Here is a 16649-nt window from a genome sequence, read left to right on the forward strand (position 1 = left end):
GCTCAAACCTCCTTATCGTTCGACTGTTTTATTACCAATGGCACGTAACGGGAATTGTTGCGTGAGCGCCTCGTAGTAGTGCGATACAATTTGCGAGAGGTCTGCACCGAGTCGCTGTTCACGGTTTAATGTAAAATCGACAGCCGTCCGGCCGCCATCCACTTGTACAATCGTGATGAGCCCGTCCCAGCCTTCTCCGAGAAACGAAAGTTCTCCTCGATTCGCATCGATTCGACGAACCGTCTGACCGTTCTCTTGAATTTTTCCTTCTAACCATTGCAACATCGCATGTGACGATGCCGCATAGTAACGTGTTTGGAGCATTTCATTTTTATGTGTATCTTTCGTTTCAATATGTGTTTGTAACTTATCTAACAGTCCCATAATCCACCTCAACGCCTGAGTTATATACGTTAAGCATATCAAAATTAAGGCGACAACAAAACAATTAAAAGGGCTGACCGTTAAACGGTCAGCCTCAAAAGGTCAATCTGATTTATTTGCTGATTGCCACTTGCGCTTCCGGAACACGAATTGGTCCCATTCCACGCTCAAGTTTCACATCTTCACGTACTTTTGCATCCAATCCTTCAGCAATATACTGCGATGCTGTAGCCGGATCGATTCGATCTCCACATGTAAACACGTCAACTGACGCATAGCCATGTTCTGGGAAACTGTGAATCGTTAAGTGTGATTCTGAAATGATGACGACTCCACTTACACCGTGTGGCGCAAATTTGTGGAATGCAACTTCGCGGACTTCAGCGCCCGAACGAAGAGCAGCATCGACGAACAAACGCTCGATGTAGTCGATATCATTTAATTTGTCGGGATTGCACTCCCAAAGTTCTGTAATAATGTGACGTCCCATAGTATCCATATTAGTGGATCCCCCTTTACATCAATGGTCTCAAAGTAGTTGATGATCACTCACTTTGTGCCTGAATCGCCCACAACCACGGGGGCAAGTTAGTCCTAAGAGGTCCTAACCCTTTAAGTTGCGTTTGTCAGACCAATTGAAGTTCACGAAATTGAGTGTAACGTGTTTGGGACGTCGTTACAAGACATTTGATAAAAAAATCTGAAAAATATTTCTCCGCACGTAATATTTTTTTAGGCGTGTGTTTCTTGTTGCCCGATTTGAAGATAGCTGGCCACCATATCCAACAAGTCCACGACACGGCATGAGTAGCCCCATTCATTGTCATACCACGCGAGTACTTTGACATGATTCCCTCCGAGTACCATCGTCGAATCCATGTCGATAATCGACGAGCGATCGTCCCCGTTAAAATCGATAGAGACGAGCGGTTCGTGAGAAACGCCTAAAATACCCGTCATTTCTCCATACGCTGCCCGTTCAAACGCTTCATTGACTTCATCGACCGTAACATCTCGGTGGAGTTCGACGACCAAGTCAACAAGTGATACGTTCGGAGTCGGTACACGGAGTGCCATTCCGTTTAACTTCCCTTGTAGTTCCGGCATCACCAGACCAATCGCCTTAGCCGCTCCCGTTGATGTCGGGATGATGGAACTGCCACACGCACGCGCGCGCCGCAAATCTTTATGCGGGTTGTCAATATTGTTCTGATCGTTCGTATAGGCGTGTACCGTCGTAATCAGTCCCGTCTCAATACCGAACGTCGAATGCAAAACCTTCACGACAGGTCCGAGACAGTTCGTCGTACACGATGCGTTTGAAATGATATGGTCTTCCTCCGGGCGATAGTCACGATCATTGACCCCCATCACGATCGTGCGTAAGTCCCCTTTACCCGGTGCGGTCAAAATCACTTTTTTCGCGCCTGCCTCAAGATGAAGTCTTGCCCCGCTATCGGAGTTAAACTTTCCGGTCGCTTCGACGACGATGTCGATTTCAAGGTCTGACCAAGGCAACCGTGATGGATCACGTTCCGAAATAAGTTCAATCCGTTTCCCATCGACTTCGAGCGCATCCCCATGCGCACGTACTGTCAATCCGAATGGACCGTGAATCGAGTCATGTTTAATAAGATGCGCAAGTGTTTCCGCCGGATAACTTGCGTTAATCGCCACCACTTCATGACGTCCCTCGAGCATCAATTTTCGAAATACCATTCTTCCGATTCGACCAAATCCGTTAATTGCCACTTTTGTCCCCATGATAGATCCCCCTTTTTCTACATTACGGTTTCATTATAACGGATAGCTGTAAGCGTTTTCACTATGATTCGTCACATTTTTTTCGTTTTTCTTTGTTTATTTTTTGAAAATGAGGGAAATTTCTTGGCGTAACAGACAAGAGAAAGGAGGCGTCATGATGTTTGATTGGGGAGATATCGATAAATTCTTTATTTCGTTCTTTATCATTTTACCGATTGTGACGTTAATTCATGAGCTTGGTCACTTCTTCTTCGCAAAGTTGTTCGGCGGCTCACTCGATATGCAAATCGGTACCGGGAAGAAAATGTTTAAAGTAGGTCGTTTACAAGTAAATCGTGTTTATTTTTACGATGCATGGTGCCAGTTCACTGATTTAAAATGGAGCAACAAGGTCACCCGTACGCTAGTCTATGGCGGTGGAGCCATTTTCAATTTAGCGAGCATCTTAATCGTCAACGCGTTCATTCTTCGACGAGATATTGAACCGACACTCTATACGTATCAGTTCGCCTATTTCTCGTTCTACTATATCTTCTTCTCACTCTATCCCATCTATTATTCGAACGGTCATCCTAGTGATGGACGTGCGATTTATGATACATGGAAAAAAGGGTCTCCAGAATCCGATCCATTAAACTAAAAAGAAGGCGATATCAGTCGCCTTCTTTTTGTATCGTTTGAAACTGTTCGACCAGACGATTGATTTGTGGAGGAAGGTCCCCTAATGCCCCATTATTGTTTATGAGGAAATCCGCCTGGTGCTTTTTATCTTCAATTGGAATCTGTGAACGAATACGGGCTAACGCCTCTTCTTTCGTCAATCCATTCCGTTCCATGAGACGCATCAGTTGAATCTCTTCACGGCAATAGACGACGACGGAATAATCAACCAGATCGAGCATCGTTCCTTCAAACAGTAACGGAATATCAAAAATGACGACAGGTTCCCCCGATGCCTCATACGTTCGCATTTGCTCATTCATTTCTTCTCGAATCGCTGGATGCATCAATTGATTCAATTGCTGACGTTTTGCTTCATCATGGAAGATTTCCCGACCGAGCGCAGGACGGTTCAGCACGTCGCCCACAAAACACTTTGGAAATGCGGCCCTTACCCCTTCAATCGCCTTTCCTCCTGGTTCAACGACCGTCCTTGCAATCAAATCGGCATCGATAATCGGAATGCCTCGTTCTCGAAACAGTCGCGATACCGTAGACTTCCCGGTTGCAATTCCACCAGTCAATCCAATCTTCAACATACACGTCCACCCCTTAACGTTGTTGACAGTGCGGACAGTAATGCGTACCTCGCCCGCCCAATTTCATCTTTTCAATTTCATGTCCGCATCGGCGGCACGGTTCTCCGGTCTGTCCATACACGTAGAGCCTCTCTTGAAACGTTCCTGTGGCCCCATCTGGATTGGCATAACTGCGAATCGTACTACCTCCACGCTCAATGGCCTCAGTCAAGACAGCAATGGCTTCAGTCCGAACACGGTCGACTTCTTCATGTGACAAACTTGCGGCCGGTCGTGTCGGATGGACACCCGCACGAAACAACGTCTCATCTACATAGATGTTACCTAATCCAACAAAAATGGACTGATCGAGGAGGGCGGTCTTAATCGCGCGTGTCTTCATGCGCTCTAAACGTCGGTGTAACAGCTCGGTTGTCACACGCTCGTCAAACGGCTCGTACGCAAGTAATGAGAGCGGTGGTGTGGTATGAATCGTTTCATTCGTCCGCAACTCCATCGTACCGAATTTACGGACATCATTATAGTGTAGAGTCGATTGGTCCGTGAACGTAATCACGATATGTGTATGTTTTACCGGTTCTGTAATGGAGTCATAAGGGAAAAACTTCCCTTCCATCCGAAGATGGGAGACGAGATACCCGTTCGTCAATTTGAATAAGATGAATTTCCCCCGACGTTCCACATCCGTAATCGTTTCTCCAATCAAATGGTGAACCCATTCTTCGGGGTCGAGTCCGCGGATAATTTTAGGGTCGAGGACATCGACAGACTGAATCGTTTTTCCTGAAACGGCAGGTCGCAACCTACGACAGACCGTTTCGACTTCTGGTAATTCTGGCATACTGATTTCCTTTCTATCCGTTTATTTCGTGTCAAACCATGTCGTTCCAACCGCTCCGTCCGCACGTAACGGGACATCAAGTGTGACCGTATGTTCCATCGCTTCGGTCACAAGTTTTTCTAATGCTTCCATCTCTTCGGCCGGACCTTCGAATATCAATTCATCGTGTACTTGTAACAACAGCTTAGATTGAAGTTTTGACGTGTTTAACGCATGATCGACATCAATCATCGCTTTTTTAATAATGTCCGCTGCCGTTCCTTGAATCGGTGTGTTGATTGCGGTACGTTCAGCAAACCCACGCAAGTTGAAATTACGAGAATGGATGTCCGGGATGTTCCGGCGTCGTTTCAACATCGTCTCGACGAACCCGTGTTCACGTGCCCGTTCAATCGCGGCATCCATGAACGTCTTCACGCCAGGGAACTGTTCAAAGTACGTATCGATAAAGGTCTGCGCTTCTTTCCGTGTAATCCCTAGGTTTTGTGAGAGTCCATAATCACTGATGCCATAGATGATTCCGAAGTTGACGGCTTTTGCTTGACGACGCATGAGTGACGTAACTTCTTCAGTGGAAACTTTAAACACGTTCGCCGCCGTCGACGTATGAATATCCTCATCGTGAAGGAAGGCTGCCATCATCTTCTCATCTTGTGACATATGTGCCATGATGCGCAGTTCGATTTGAGAGTAATCGACCGCATAAAGTACCCATCCCGGTTCACTCGCGGTAAACGCTTTACGGATGCGACGCCCTTCTTCTAATCGAATCGGAATATTTTGAAGGTTCGGGTTAACCGACGAAAGCCGTCCCGTTTGAGTAAGCGTCTGTGTATAACGCGTATGAATCTTGCCATCATCCTTCACGACTTTCTGCAAGCCCTCGACATACGTGGACTGAAGTTTGCCAAGTTCACGATAATGCATGATTTTCTCAATGATCGGATGAAGCGGTGCCAATTTTTCGAGGACATCCGCTGCCGTTGAGTATCCTGTTTTCGTCTTTTTCACAGGAGGGAGTGACAGTTTTTCAAATAATACGACCCCTAACTGTTTCGGTGAGTTGATGTTGAACGGTTCCCCGGCTAATTCATGAATCGTGACCTCAAGTGCATTTAGACGTTCACGCAGGTCCGTTTCCATATGTTGAAGCGTTTCGACATTTACGTGGATACCAGCCCACTCCATCTCGGCCAATACGGAGACGAGTGGTTTTTCAAGCGCCTCATAGAGTTCTGTCTGTTCATTCTCTTTCAACTCCGAAACAATGCGTTCAAACAATGTATAGATGGCGTACGCCTTTTCTGCGAGATGAGCATGAAAAACATTCTCTTCCGGCACCTTGATTTTTGCACCTTTTCCGTAGACCGTTTCATCTTCCTCAAGAGGATACGTAAAGTGTGCGGCAATCGAGCTGAGAGACGTCCCACCAGATAGGTTGAGCAAATACCCTGCGACAAGCAGGTCTTCATACCCACGCAGTGCCAATTGGTGACGTTTCAATTGAATAATTGTCTGCTTCGCATCGAGACAAATCGTCGTCTTCGTCTCGTTTTCGATCCATTCCTTGACCCGTTCGTCCTCAAGAAGCGTCACATCTCCAATCGTGACACCTCGTTCCGACGCGATCGCCAATCCAATCACGTCTTCTTCAAAATAATCATCATTCAGCTGTTCAAGCATTAACACAGCTCGAGATAAATCTTGATCGGCCAACGCGATTGTTGGTCGTTCCGCTTTTTCAACCGGTTCTTCTGAAGAGGTATCCGTCAATTTGCCGATGAGTGACTTGAACTGTAAATCCATAAATAACGTTTTGACGACCGAAGCGTCATATGGCTTAAAGAGAAGATCATCCATCGTCACATCAATCGGTACATCCGTGTAAATGGTCGCCAACTGTTTCGACATTTTCGCTTCTTGTTCATTCGCCTCTACTTTTTCCTTTTGCTTCCCTTTCAACTCATCCGTATGTTCGTAAAGGGCCTCGACGGTACCGTATGTGGCAATCAACTTCAGTGCCGTCTTTTCCCCGACCCCTGGAATACCAGGAATGTTGTCAGATTTATCTCCCATTAATCCTTTTAGGTCAATCATCTGAATCGGTTGTAGTCCGTCGTAGCGTTCCTTGAACGCGGTCACGGTCATTTTCTCAACGTCGGTGATGCCTCGTTTCGTCAAATAGACCGTCACACGTTCATTGATCAATTGAAGTAAATCCTTATCCCCCGTCACAACCGTCACCTGATCAAAAGTCGGGTCTTTTGAGAGCGTCCCGATGATATCATCCGCCTCGTATTGGTCAAGCTCTAAGACAGAGATGCCAAACGCCCGACAAACGTCACGCACGAGCGGAAATTGTTCACGCAATTCTCCCGGTGTCTTTTGACGTCCACCTTTGTATTCCGCGAACGTATCGTGACGGAACGTTTTCTTTGACGCATCGAACGCCACAGCAAAATGAGTCGGTTGCTCATCTTCCATTAGTTTCAATAACATCATCGTAAACCCATACACTGCATTCGTATTCCGACCTGACGCATCCGACATCGGAGGCAGTGCAAAAAACGCACGATATGTTAAGGAGTTCCCATCAAGGACTAGTAGTTTATTCATTCAATCGACCTCCATTCTTCTCTTCAACCATCATACCATACGGGTACATGCGTTCGAAAAAAAAGACCCTTTTCTACGAATAGAAAAGGGCCAAATTCTCGATCGTGTGGAGATGAGCACCGATCGAGTCACGAGATGATGAAGAGGTCTCATTCATAGGATAGCAAGGTTTTGTAAAGTAAATATGAACGAACGATAAAGTCATTGTTAAACCCGAGGGAATGTAATGGTAAACGTCGTTCCTTTGCCTTCCTCACTCTCTACGTCGATCGTGGCATGATGCAAATCGATGATGTGTTTCACGATGGCGAGTCCGAGGCCAGTTCCACCCGAGTTCCGACTTCTTGCCTTATCGACACGATAGAAGCGCTCAAAAATACGACTCACTTCTTTTTCGGCGATCCCGATTCCGTTGTCCTTGACGCGAAGTTTATAGGAATCTGCCATTGCTTCCACGGCGATGTCGACACGACTTCCTTCTGGTGAATAGTTGATGGCGTTGGCGACCAAGTTCATGATGACTTGCTTCATTCGGTTCAGGTCCGCTTGCAAGACGACCGTCCCCTCGTGTTTCGTTTCTAGCTGAATCGACTTCTTGCTCGCCTTTTGACTGAGCAGGAGACAGACCTCATCGACGAGCTGATTCAGATCGACTGACACCAACTCCATTTGGAAGTCATCCCGCTCCAATCTCGACAATTCAAGGAGATCCTCAACAAGCATCTGCATCCGTGTCGCTTCTTTCTGGATGATATCTAAAAACTGGTCTCGAAGTTCCGGGACTTCTTTCGCCCCATCAAGAAGCGTCTCACTAAACCCACGTATGGATGTGAGCGGTGTCTTCAGTTCATGACTAACGTTCGCCACGAAATCTTTCCGCATCTTCTCAAGTCGTTTCAGTTCCGTGATATCGTTAAACAGTAACGTCGTGCCGCGAAGCATCCCGGTGTCACTGAAAATCGGTGCTGCGGATACCATATACGTTTTTTGATTGAATCCCGTTCGAATCGATAACTGACGGCGGTGGACCTCTTCCGTCAAATAAACGTCTTCGATCAGTGTTTCTACTTCAGGACTCGGTAGAATCCCGTGATAAAATTGTCCAATCGTTAAATCATCGTATTGGAACATTTCACGATAAGAGCGGTTGACCAACGTGACAATCCCTCGCTCGTCGACGAGCAGAAGACCCGCCCCCATATACTCGATTAACGATTCGAGTCTCGCCCGTTGTACGGACTCCCCGAGAGAAATCGACTCCAAATTCCGGGCAAGCACGTTGATTGACCCTGCTAGGCTACCGGTCTCTTCATCATTTCTGAGTTCATACACACGGGCCCGATAATTCCCGTCCGCCAGTTCCCGCAAAACGATCGTCGCCTCATCGATTGGTCGAATAAATTGATTCGTCAAATGTTGGAGCACGAATAAAATTATGAAGAAGGAGAAGAAGAGCGCGAGGGCAATCGTCAACCAGATGCGATTGTACACCCCTTCTAAATCCGATACATAACGGATGAATGTTAAATAGACTGTCCCACCCGTCGCAAGTTCGATCGGTTTTGTGTATTGAATCAACTCGTCCTCATCCGCTTCACCGAACGTCCCTTCCTCAGGGACCATATTCGGATCAATTTTGTAATCGATGGACCCGACGCGAAACGGCGTGCCAGCGATTACCTCCATCCTACTATTGAGAAGGAGAATATCAAAGCTGCTTCCGTCATCGATTTGACCGACATACTCACGAATCTCGTCCAATGCGCCTCCCTCGAGGTAGAGGGCTGCCAATTGAGCATCTTCTTTTAGACGATCTCGTTCTGAATCCAGATAAAAGTCTTTGAAGAGCTGCCCAAGGACAATCCCGAGCGTCAGCAAGACACCGGTGACAAGAAAAATGAGAGTCGTCATAAATCTAGAGCGATACGTCTTCATTCCGAAGTCGGCTCCTCCATCTTATAGCCAAGACCGCGAATCGTTTTAATATAGGTCGGTTTCTTCGTTACCGGTTCAATTTTTTCACGAAGGTGACTGATATGGACATCAACAATCCGGGTATCACCCACAAAGTCATAATTCCAAATGGCCGATAATAATTGATCTCGCGTCAACACGCGTCCTTTATTTTTCGCCAAATAGGCTAACAATTCAAATTCTTTCGGCGTCAACTCGAGGCGCTCCCCTTGCTTGAACACTTCGTAGTTTGAAGTGACGATTTTAACATCTCCGATTTGAATGACGTCCTCTTCAACCGCCGATTCTTGCGGGGCAGAACGTCTAAGAATCGCTTTGACGCGCGCGACTACTTCACGTGGGCTGAACGGCTTCGTCAAATAATCGTCCGCTCCGAGCTCGAGCCCCAATACTTTGTCAAACTCATCATCTTTTGCCGTGAGCATTAAAATCGGTGTATTGACTTTTTGCTGACGGAGTCGTTTGCACACTTCAAGTCCATCCATCTCCGGCAGCATCAAGTCGAGCACGATGAGCACGGCGTCCTTTTTCTCAGCCAATTCCAATCCGGTTTTGCCGTCGTGCGCCGTCTCTACTTCAAAGCCAGCCTGTTCTAAATTAAATTTCAATAATGTCGCAATCGATACTTCATCGTCGACAACAATTACTTTATCAGCCACACTGCTTCCTCCTCTTAAACCATCAAATGTCACTTTCTATTTTACAAATCAATGCTTGAAACGACCAACCTCAAAGCAAATCTTTACAAAAACAAAACAAATCCACTTTCAGTGTAGCATGTTCGATAAGAGAGAAGGCGCAAAAAAGGTGCCTCCTGCAACATGACAGGAAGCACCTCAAACTTATAAGACGCTTAATACCGAGCGGACAGAATCCGCAGACTTCGATAGCGCTGCTTTTTCTTCATCCGTCAAGTCGAGCTCTAACACTTGCTCAATTCCATGTTTACCAAGAATCGTCGGGACGCCAAGATACAAATCATGGAATCCGTACTCTCCCTCAAGGTATGCGATGGCCGGTAAGATTCGACGCTGATCTTTTACAATCGCCTCGACCATCTCCACGATGGCAGCGGCTGGCGCATAATACGCCGAGCCATCGCCCAGTAGTTGGACAATCTCGCCGCCACCTTTTCGTGTCCGTTCAACGATTTGCTCGATTCGCTCATGTGGGATGAGTTTTTCGAGCGGGATGCCTCCAGCGTAAGAATAGCGTACGAGAGGCACCATTTCGTCTCCATGACCTCCAAGGACGAATCCGGATACGTCTTTGACAGAAACATTCAGCTCTTGTGCCACAAACGTTCGGAAGCGAGCCGTATCCAATACACCGGATTGACCGATGACGCGTTCTTTCGGGAACCCTGATTCTTTGAACGCCGCGTACGTCATGGCGTCTACTGGGTTCGTCAATACGATCAGGATGGCGTCTGGAGAGTAACGGGCAATCTCTTTCACAACCGAGCGCATGACGTTTGCGTTCGTTGCGACGAGGTCGTCCCGGCTCATCCCCGGCTTGCGCGCGATTCCCGCGGTAATGACAACCACATCGGAATCGGCCGTGTCCGCGTAATCAGACGTACCTGTGACCCACGAATCAAACCCTTGAATCGGTGCCGTTTCTTGCATGTCGAGCGCTTTCCCTTTCGTCGGTCCTACTTTTTCTTCCATATCGAGCAGTACGACATCCCCTAGCTCACGTTGAGCCAAGTACAGTGCAGTCGTTGCACCGGTGAAGCCACTTCCAATAACAGAAATTTTGTTACGACGAATCATGAGCTCTCCTCCTCGGTCGTCTTACATGTTTTTAATCAATTCATCCGCGAACTCTGAACATTTCACTTCTGTCGCTCCGTCCATGAGACGTGCGAAGTCGTATGTGACAACTTTCGAAGCGATCGTTTTCTCCATTGAGTTGATGATGAGGTCAGCCGCTTCGTTCCAGTTCATGTGGCGGAGCATCATCTCACCTGAAAGGATGACTGAAGATGGGTTTACTTTATCAAGACCCGCGTATTTCGGAGCTGTACCATGTGTCGCTTCGAAAATCGCATGTCCTGTGATGTAGTTAATGTTCGCACCAGGTGCAATCCCGATTCCACCTACTTGAGCAGCAAGGGCATCTGAGATGTAGTCACCGTTCAAGTTCATCGTCGCAACAACGTCGAACTCACGTGGACGTGTCAAAATCTGCTGGAGGAAGATATCAGCGATTGAATCTTTGACGATAATTTTCCCTTCAGCTTCCGCTTTCGACTGAGCTTCGTTAGCAGCTGCTTCACCAGATTCTTCTTTGATACGGTCATACTGTGCCCATGTGAACACTTTGTCACCGTACTCCGCTTCAGCGAGTGCATAACCCCAGTTTTTGAAGGCACCTTCTGTGAACTTCATGATGTTCCCTTTGTGGACGAGCGTTAAAGATTTACGGTTGTTCGCAATCGCATATTCAATTGCTGCACGAACCAAACGTTCTGTTCCTTCAGAAGAAACTGGCTTGATTCCGATTCCTGATGTTTCTGGGAAACGGATCTTGTTGACATTCATCTCGTCTTGCAAGAATTTGATGAGTTTTTTCACTTCATCGCTTCCTGAAGCGTACTCGATTCCAGCATAGATATCTTCAGTATTTTCACGGAAGATGACCATGTCTGTATCTTCAGGACGTTTTACTGGTGATGGAACACCTGTGAAGTAACGAACTGGGCGAAGGCATGTATATAAATCGAGTTCTTGACGAAGTGCGACGTTCAATGAACGAATTCCTCCACCGACCGGAGTCGTAAGTGGTCCTTTGATGGCAATCAAGTACTCACGAATTTGATCAAGTGTCTCTGTTGGGAGCCATTCGCCTTTTTCGTTATATGCTTTTTCCCCAGCATATACTTCCATCCATTCGATTTTCTTGTCGCCGCCATATGCTTTTTCAACCGCAGCGTCAAATACGCGAACAGCCGCATTCCAAATGTCAGGACCTGTTCCGTCACCGATAATGAATGGTACGGTCGGTACATTTGGTACGTTCAATACACCGTTTTCAACTGTAATCTTTTGTCCTTGTGTCAACATAATGAATCCCCCTAAGTACATTACTGTAGGTCGACGCGTGCGCCGACCTACGTCACTTGTTAGTTTACCAAACTTTTGTCTAAAATGTGTCTCGAATTAACGTTCGTTTACCGGAACATACTTACGGCTCGTTTCACCGACATATTCCGCACGTGGACGAATCAAGCGATTATCCGCATATTGCTCGAGAATGTGCGCAATCCAGCCAGACATACGAGATACGGCGAAGATTGGTGTGAATAGATCTTCTTCGAGACCGAGCGCATAATAAGTTGAAGCTGAATAGAAATCGACATTTGGTTTCAAACCTTTTTCCGTTTCGACAAGATGGTCGATTTTCTCAGACATCTCATACCATTTCGGTTCGCCGATTTGAGCAGTCAACTGACGGCTCATTTCTTTCAAATGTTTCGCACGTGGGTCGCCATCCTTGTAAACGCGGTGACCGAAGCCCATAATCTTCTCTTTGCGCTCGAATTTGCCACGAACATATTCTTCAACACGGTCGACCGAGTCGATCTCGTGCAACATTTTCATTACCGCTTCGTTCGCACCACCGTGAAGTGGCCCTTTGAGTGCCCCCATGGCCGCCGTGACACCTGAGTACATATCCGAGAGCGTCGCTACACAAACGCGAGCAGTGAATGTCGAAGCATTCAACTCGTGGTCTGCGTGTAAGATGAGCGCTTTATCAATCGTCTTTTCTGCTACATCGCTCGGCTCTTCACCGTTTAGCATGTATAAGAAGTTCGCAGCGTAAGAAAGACCTGGTTTCGGTGCGACCGGCTGCTCCCCTTTACGAAGACGGGCGAATGCCGTCACGATTGTAGCGACTTGTGCTTGTAGACGAATCGCTTTACGCATGTTGGCCTCGTCACTCATGTCTTCAGATTCCTCATCATATAGAGCGAGTTGTGAAAGTGCCGTACGAATCGTCGCCATTGCATTGGCTGATTTCGGTGCACGTCTTAACGTATCAATCACCTCTTCAGGCAATGTCGCTTCTTTTACAAGCGCATCTGAGAGCGCTGTCAATTCCTCTGCATTTGGTAAGCGGTCGTTCCACAATAAGAACACTACTTCTTCGAATGTGGCGTTGTCCGCTAAATCATCAATGGTGTATCCTCCGTAAGTCAATTGTCCGTCAATAATTGAGCTGACTTTTGAGGCTGCTGCCACAATACCTTCTAACCCTTTTGTCGTTGACATTCATAACTCCCCCTCAGTCTTGTATAAAGTGGTCGACCGTAAAAACAGTCTGTTTATAGGGAATAAGGATACGGGACGGGTTGTTCCCCTGCATTCACCCAGTCTCCGTTTACCCTGTCCTTTATATAGTATAAACAATTTATTGCAAAAAAGAAATGTAAGCGGCTTCAGTTGTCAGAAAATATCAAAACCATTTTTCAATAACTTGATATCCACCTAAAATCAATGCCGCGATACCAGCTCCGACAAGCGGTCCAACGGGAATCCCTTTCATGAATCCAACCGCTAGAATCGTACCTGCAAGGAGTGCCGTGGTGACGACCGGGTCGACACGCATTAGTTGTACACCTTGCCCCGCAGCAATGGCAACGAACATCCCTGAGGCAAATGCGACAATCCCGACCGGCCCTTTAATACTATTCCACAATTCTTTAAACCCGATATCGCCGGTCGCGATTGGGACGAGAACTGCGATCGTAATGATTGTCACACCCCAGCTGATTCCTTTCGATGCAAGTGTCGGAAATAACTGGTCTCCGAATCCGATTGCTTTGATGATCAACAAGACGCTACTTGCGATAATGACAGATTGGTTATTTGAAATGACACCGATTAAGACAAGCATCAATAAAAATAGATATGCACTCATACGTATTCCTTTCTTCGAACGGAAAAAGAACCGACCTTTGTAGAAGGCCGGTTCGATTGTCGTTCAATTATGCGTTGTAGATTTTACCTGTGAGTGGGTCGATTGAAATCATCTGACCGTCACGAAGCGATGCTGTCGCTGCATCAACACCTACGATGACTGGCTTGCGAAGTGATGGTCCAACGATCCCAGCATGGCTCGTCAATCCGCCGTCTTCTGTGATGATTCCAGCCGCTTTTTCGATCGCAGGCATCATTTCTTTATCTGTGAATGGTGCGACAAGGATCATGCCGTCTTTCGCTTTTGCATTTGCTTCATCCGCATTTTTCGCGACAACGACTTCTCCAACAACACCGCGCTCACCGATTCCACGCCCGTCTGCGAGAGCGTGACCAACGATGTGGACTTTCATCATGTTTGTCGTACCAGCTGTCGCCGCAGGAATACCAGCTGAGATGACAACGAGGTCACCGTCAGTGACGAATCCAGCGTGACGTGCCGCTTCCGATGCTTGAACCAACATTTCATCCGTGTTGTTCGGCATTGTTTCAGCAACGATTGGATATACGCCCCATACGAGGTTCAATTGACGCGCAACGCGCTCCGATTCTGTCACCGCGATGATGTTCGCTTCAGGACGATACTTCGCTGTACGAGCAGCCGTATAACCTGATTGTGTCGGTGTCAAGATTGCTTTGGCGTTCAAGTTGATTGCCGTGTGCGCAACCGCTTGAGAGATCGCATCCGTCACTGTATGCTCACTGCGCTTCTGACGATCTTTCAACAAGTTTTTGTAGTCGAGCATGCGTTCTGTACGCTCTGCGATTGCAGCTTGCATTTGAACAGATTCGATTGGGTAGTCCCCTGCAGCTGTTTCACCAGAAAGCATGACTGCGTCTGTTCCATCCAAGATTGCGTTTGCTACGTCTGATGCTTCCGCACGTGTCGGACGCGGGTTACGTTGCATTGAATCAAGCATTTGCGTTGCTGTGATGACCGGCTTCCCGAGATCGTTACACTTCTTGATGAGTTCTTTTTGAACTGGTGTCACTTCTTCTGTCGGGATTTCAATTCCGAGGTCCCCACGGGCTACCATCAAACCGTCAGAGATTGCCAAGATTTCTTCGATGTTATCGACACCTTCTTGGTTCTCGATTTTCGGGTAAATCTTGATGTGTGATGCGTTATGTTTCTCGAGAAGTTGGCGAATTTCAACTACGTCAGATGCACGACGTACGAATGATGCTGCAATCACGTCAATGTCTTGTGAGATCCCGAACTCGATGTCCGCGATGTCTTTGTCCGTGAGGGCAGGAAGGTTTACCTTGACGTTTGGCAAGTTAACACCTTTCTTCGTCTTGATGATTCCTTCGTTTTCAATGACGCAACGGAGATCACGGTTATCAAGCTTTTCAACGACACGGAGTCCGATGAGACCGTCGTCGAGCATGATGTGTGAACCGACTTCCACATCATCGTAGAGTCCTTCGTACGTCACAGAGAAACGATCTTTCGTTCCGACGATTTCTTCCGTTGAGACGATTGTGACTTCTTTTCCTTTTTCAAGAAGTGCCTTACCGTCTTCGAATGTATGCGTGCGGATCTCTGGACCTTTTGTGTCGAGAAGAACAGTGACAACTTTACCCGCTGCTTTCGCCGCTTCACGGATGTCACGGATACGAGCGCCGTGCTCTTCATAGTCACCGTGTGAGAAGTTGAGACGGGCAACGTTCATCCCAGCTTCGATCATCTCAGGAAGACGCTTCTCAGAAGCCGGTCCAATGGTACATACAATTTTCGTTCTACGCATAATATAAAAACCTCCTAGGGGATATAGTGCAACTTACAAACAGAAAACGGGGGGCCTTGGACCGTATCCCGTCTCTGCAACATACAAAATCGTTTAAATCGACAATTGGTTAACGAGGTCAATCAATTGCATATCAATCGTGTGCTTGTTATTGTCGAGCGCCTCATCGATATCAAGATCCATCATCTGGTTGTTACGGATTCCGACAACGCGGCCCGCTTTCCCTTCAAGCAAGATCTCCACAGCGTATGCACCCATACGACTTGCAAGGACACGGTCAGCGGCAGTTGGGGAACCACCACGTTGGATGTGACCGAGAATCGTGACGCGTGTTTCTGAGTTCGTCTTCTCAGCAATCAATTTGCCGATTTCTTCCGCACTTCCCGCACCTTCAGCAACAATGACGATCGAGTGCTTCTTACCGCGTGCAATCCCGTGATTGATTCGTTCCACGATTGCATTCAAATCCTCTGGACGTTCTGGGACGAGAATCGACTCAGCACCACCAGCGAGACCAGAATAAAGCGCGATATCACCAGCGTCGCGACCCATGACCTCGATGACATACGTACGTTCATGTGATGACGCCGTATCACGAATCTTATCGATCGCATCAAGCGCTGTATTGAGTGCTGTGTCGAAACCGATTGTCGCATCTGTTCCTGGGATATCGTTATCGATTGTACCCGGAAGGCCGATTGTTGGGAATCCGAGTTCAGTCAATTTTTGAGCTCCGCGATAAGAGCCGTCTCCACCGATGACCACGAGGGCATCGATATTGAATTTCTTCAACTGTTCTACTGCTTTTGCGCGACCTTCTTCTGTTCTGAATTCAGGACAGCGCGCAGAGCGAAGGAACGTACCTCCACGTTGAATGATGTCGCCGACTGATCCAAGATTTAATTCGACTAAATCACCTTCGATTAATCCTTGATAGCCGTTATACACGCCGTACACTTCAAGACCTTCAAAAATTGCTTTTCGGGTCACGGCACGGACAGCAGCGTTCATTCCAGGAGCGTCTCCTCCGCTTGTTAATACCGCAATACGTTTTAAATTCACGTCGCTCACCTCT

Annotated in this window: 15 protein-coding genes; 1 reads left to right on the plus strand and 14 read right to left on the minus strand. The window is 47.3% G+C overall.

Annotated elements, in window-relative coordinates; all coding sequences use genetic code 11:
* Window positions 1–12 precede the first annotated feature (12 nt).
* From ACFO4U_RS05960 to ACFO4U_RS05970, 3 genes are all read right to left on the minus strand, one after another.
* Entirely contained in the window at window positions 13–384 is a 372-nt protein-coding gene (locus ACFO4U_RS05960) for a hypothetical protein (RefSeq protein ID WP_031423166.1), read from the minus strand.
* A gap of 112 nt (window positions 385–496) precedes the next feature.
* Window positions 497–883, minus strand: coding sequence for an adenosylmethionine decarboxylase (gene speD / locus ACFO4U_RS05965; protein ID WP_012726707.1), 387 nt, complete (start codon window positions 881–883; stop codon window positions 497–499).
* Between the two features lie 233 nt (window positions 884–1116).
* Window positions 1117–2148 (minus strand): glyceraldehyde-3-phosphate dehydrogenase, encoded by a 1032-nt coding sequence (locus ACFO4U_RS05970; protein WP_074036529.1) that lies wholly within the window; start codon window positions 2146–2148, stop codon window positions 1117–1119.
* A 157-nt stretch (window positions 2149–2305) separates the two neighbouring features.
* Between ACFO4U_RS05970 and ACFO4U_RS05975 the strand changes: the two genes are divergently transcribed.
* Window positions 2306–2788: a site-2 protease family protein gene (locus ACFO4U_RS05975; RefSeq protein WP_196430899.1), complete on the plus strand. Its 483-nt coding sequence runs from the start codon at window positions 2306–2308 to the stop codon at window positions 2786–2788.
* 13 nt (window positions 2789–2801) lie between these two features.
* Here the strand turns inward: ACFO4U_RS05975 and coaE are convergent, their stop codons facing one another.
* From coaE to pfkA, 11 genes are all read right to left on the minus strand, one after another.
* Window positions 2802–3407 carry a dephospho-CoA kinase gene (gene coaE, locus ACFO4U_RS05980; RefSeq protein WP_012726710.1) on the minus strand — a complete coding sequence of 202 codons (606 nt, stop codon included), beginning with the start codon at window positions 3405–3407 and terminating at the stop codon, window positions 2802–2804.
* 13 nt (window positions 3408–3420) lie between these two features.
* The gene (gene mutM, locus ACFO4U_RS05985; protein ID WP_196430900.1) at window positions 3421–4248 is read right to left on the minus strand and encodes a bifunctional DNA-formamidopyrimidine glycosylase/DNA-(apurinic or apyrimidinic site) lyase; all 828 of its coding nucleotides are present in this window, start codon (window positions 4246–4248) and stop codon (window positions 3421–3423) included.
* A 21-nt stretch (window positions 4249–4269) separates the two neighbouring features.
* Complete coding sequence (gene polA, locus ACFO4U_RS05990) at window positions 4270–6864, minus strand: DNA polymerase I (protein ID WP_215243812.1); 2595 nt, start codon at window positions 6862–6864, stop codon at window positions 4270–4272.
* Window positions 6865–7071: 207 nt separating this feature from the next.
* Window positions 7072–8799, minus strand: a complete 1728-nt coding sequence (gene pnpS, locus ACFO4U_RS05995; RefSeq protein ID WP_196430902.1) for a two-component system histidine kinase PnpS — start codon at window positions 8797–8799, stop codon at window positions 7072–7074.
* The gene (locus ACFO4U_RS06000) at window positions 8796–9497 is read right to left on the minus strand and encodes a response regulator transcription factor (RefSeq protein WP_074036521.1); all 702 of its coding nucleotides are present in this window, start codon (window positions 9495–9497) and stop codon (window positions 8796–8798) included. The genes pnpS and ACFO4U_RS06000 overlap by 4 nt, the downstream gene beginning before the upstream one ends.
* A gap of 183 nt (window positions 9498–9680) precedes the next feature.
* Window positions 9681–10613, minus strand: coding sequence for a malate dehydrogenase (gene mdh / locus ACFO4U_RS06005; protein ID WP_214687018.1), 933 nt, complete (start codon window positions 10611–10613; stop codon window positions 9681–9683).
* Between the two features lie 21 nt (window positions 10614–10634).
* Window positions 10635–11903 carry an NADP-dependent isocitrate dehydrogenase gene (icd, locus tag ACFO4U_RS06010; protein ID WP_031423152.1) on the minus strand — a complete coding sequence of 423 codons (1269 nt, stop codon included), beginning with the start codon at window positions 11901–11903 and terminating at the stop codon, window positions 10635–10637.
* A gap of 99 nt (window positions 11904–12002) precedes the next feature.
* Entirely contained in the window at window positions 12003–13115 is a 1113-nt protein-coding gene (gene citZ / locus ACFO4U_RS06015; protein WP_159562532.1) for a citrate synthase, read from the minus strand.
* 184 nt (window positions 13116–13299) lie between these two features.
* Window positions 13300–13764 carry a DUF441 domain-containing protein gene (locus ACFO4U_RS06020; protein ID WP_012726718.1) on the minus strand — a complete coding sequence of 155 codons (465 nt, stop codon included), beginning with the start codon at window positions 13762–13764 and terminating at the stop codon, window positions 13300–13302.
* Window positions 13765–13831: 67 nt separating this feature from the next.
* Entirely contained in the window at window positions 13832–15574 is a 1743-nt protein-coding gene (pyk, locus tag ACFO4U_RS06025) for a pyruvate kinase (RefSeq protein ID WP_074036515.1), read from the minus strand.
* Window positions 15575–15667: 93 nt separating this feature from the next.
* Window positions 15668–16636, minus strand: a complete 969-nt coding sequence (pfkA, locus tag ACFO4U_RS06030; protein ID WP_012726720.1) for a 6-phosphofructokinase — start codon at window positions 16634–16636, stop codon at window positions 15668–15670.
* Between the last annotated feature and the right edge of the window lie 13 nt (window positions 16637–16649).

This window comes from Exiguobacterium profundum, from assembly GCF_042652865.1.
GTDB lineage: Bacteria > Bacillota > Bacilli > Exiguobacteriales > Exiguobacteriaceae > Exiguobacterium > Exiguobacterium profundum.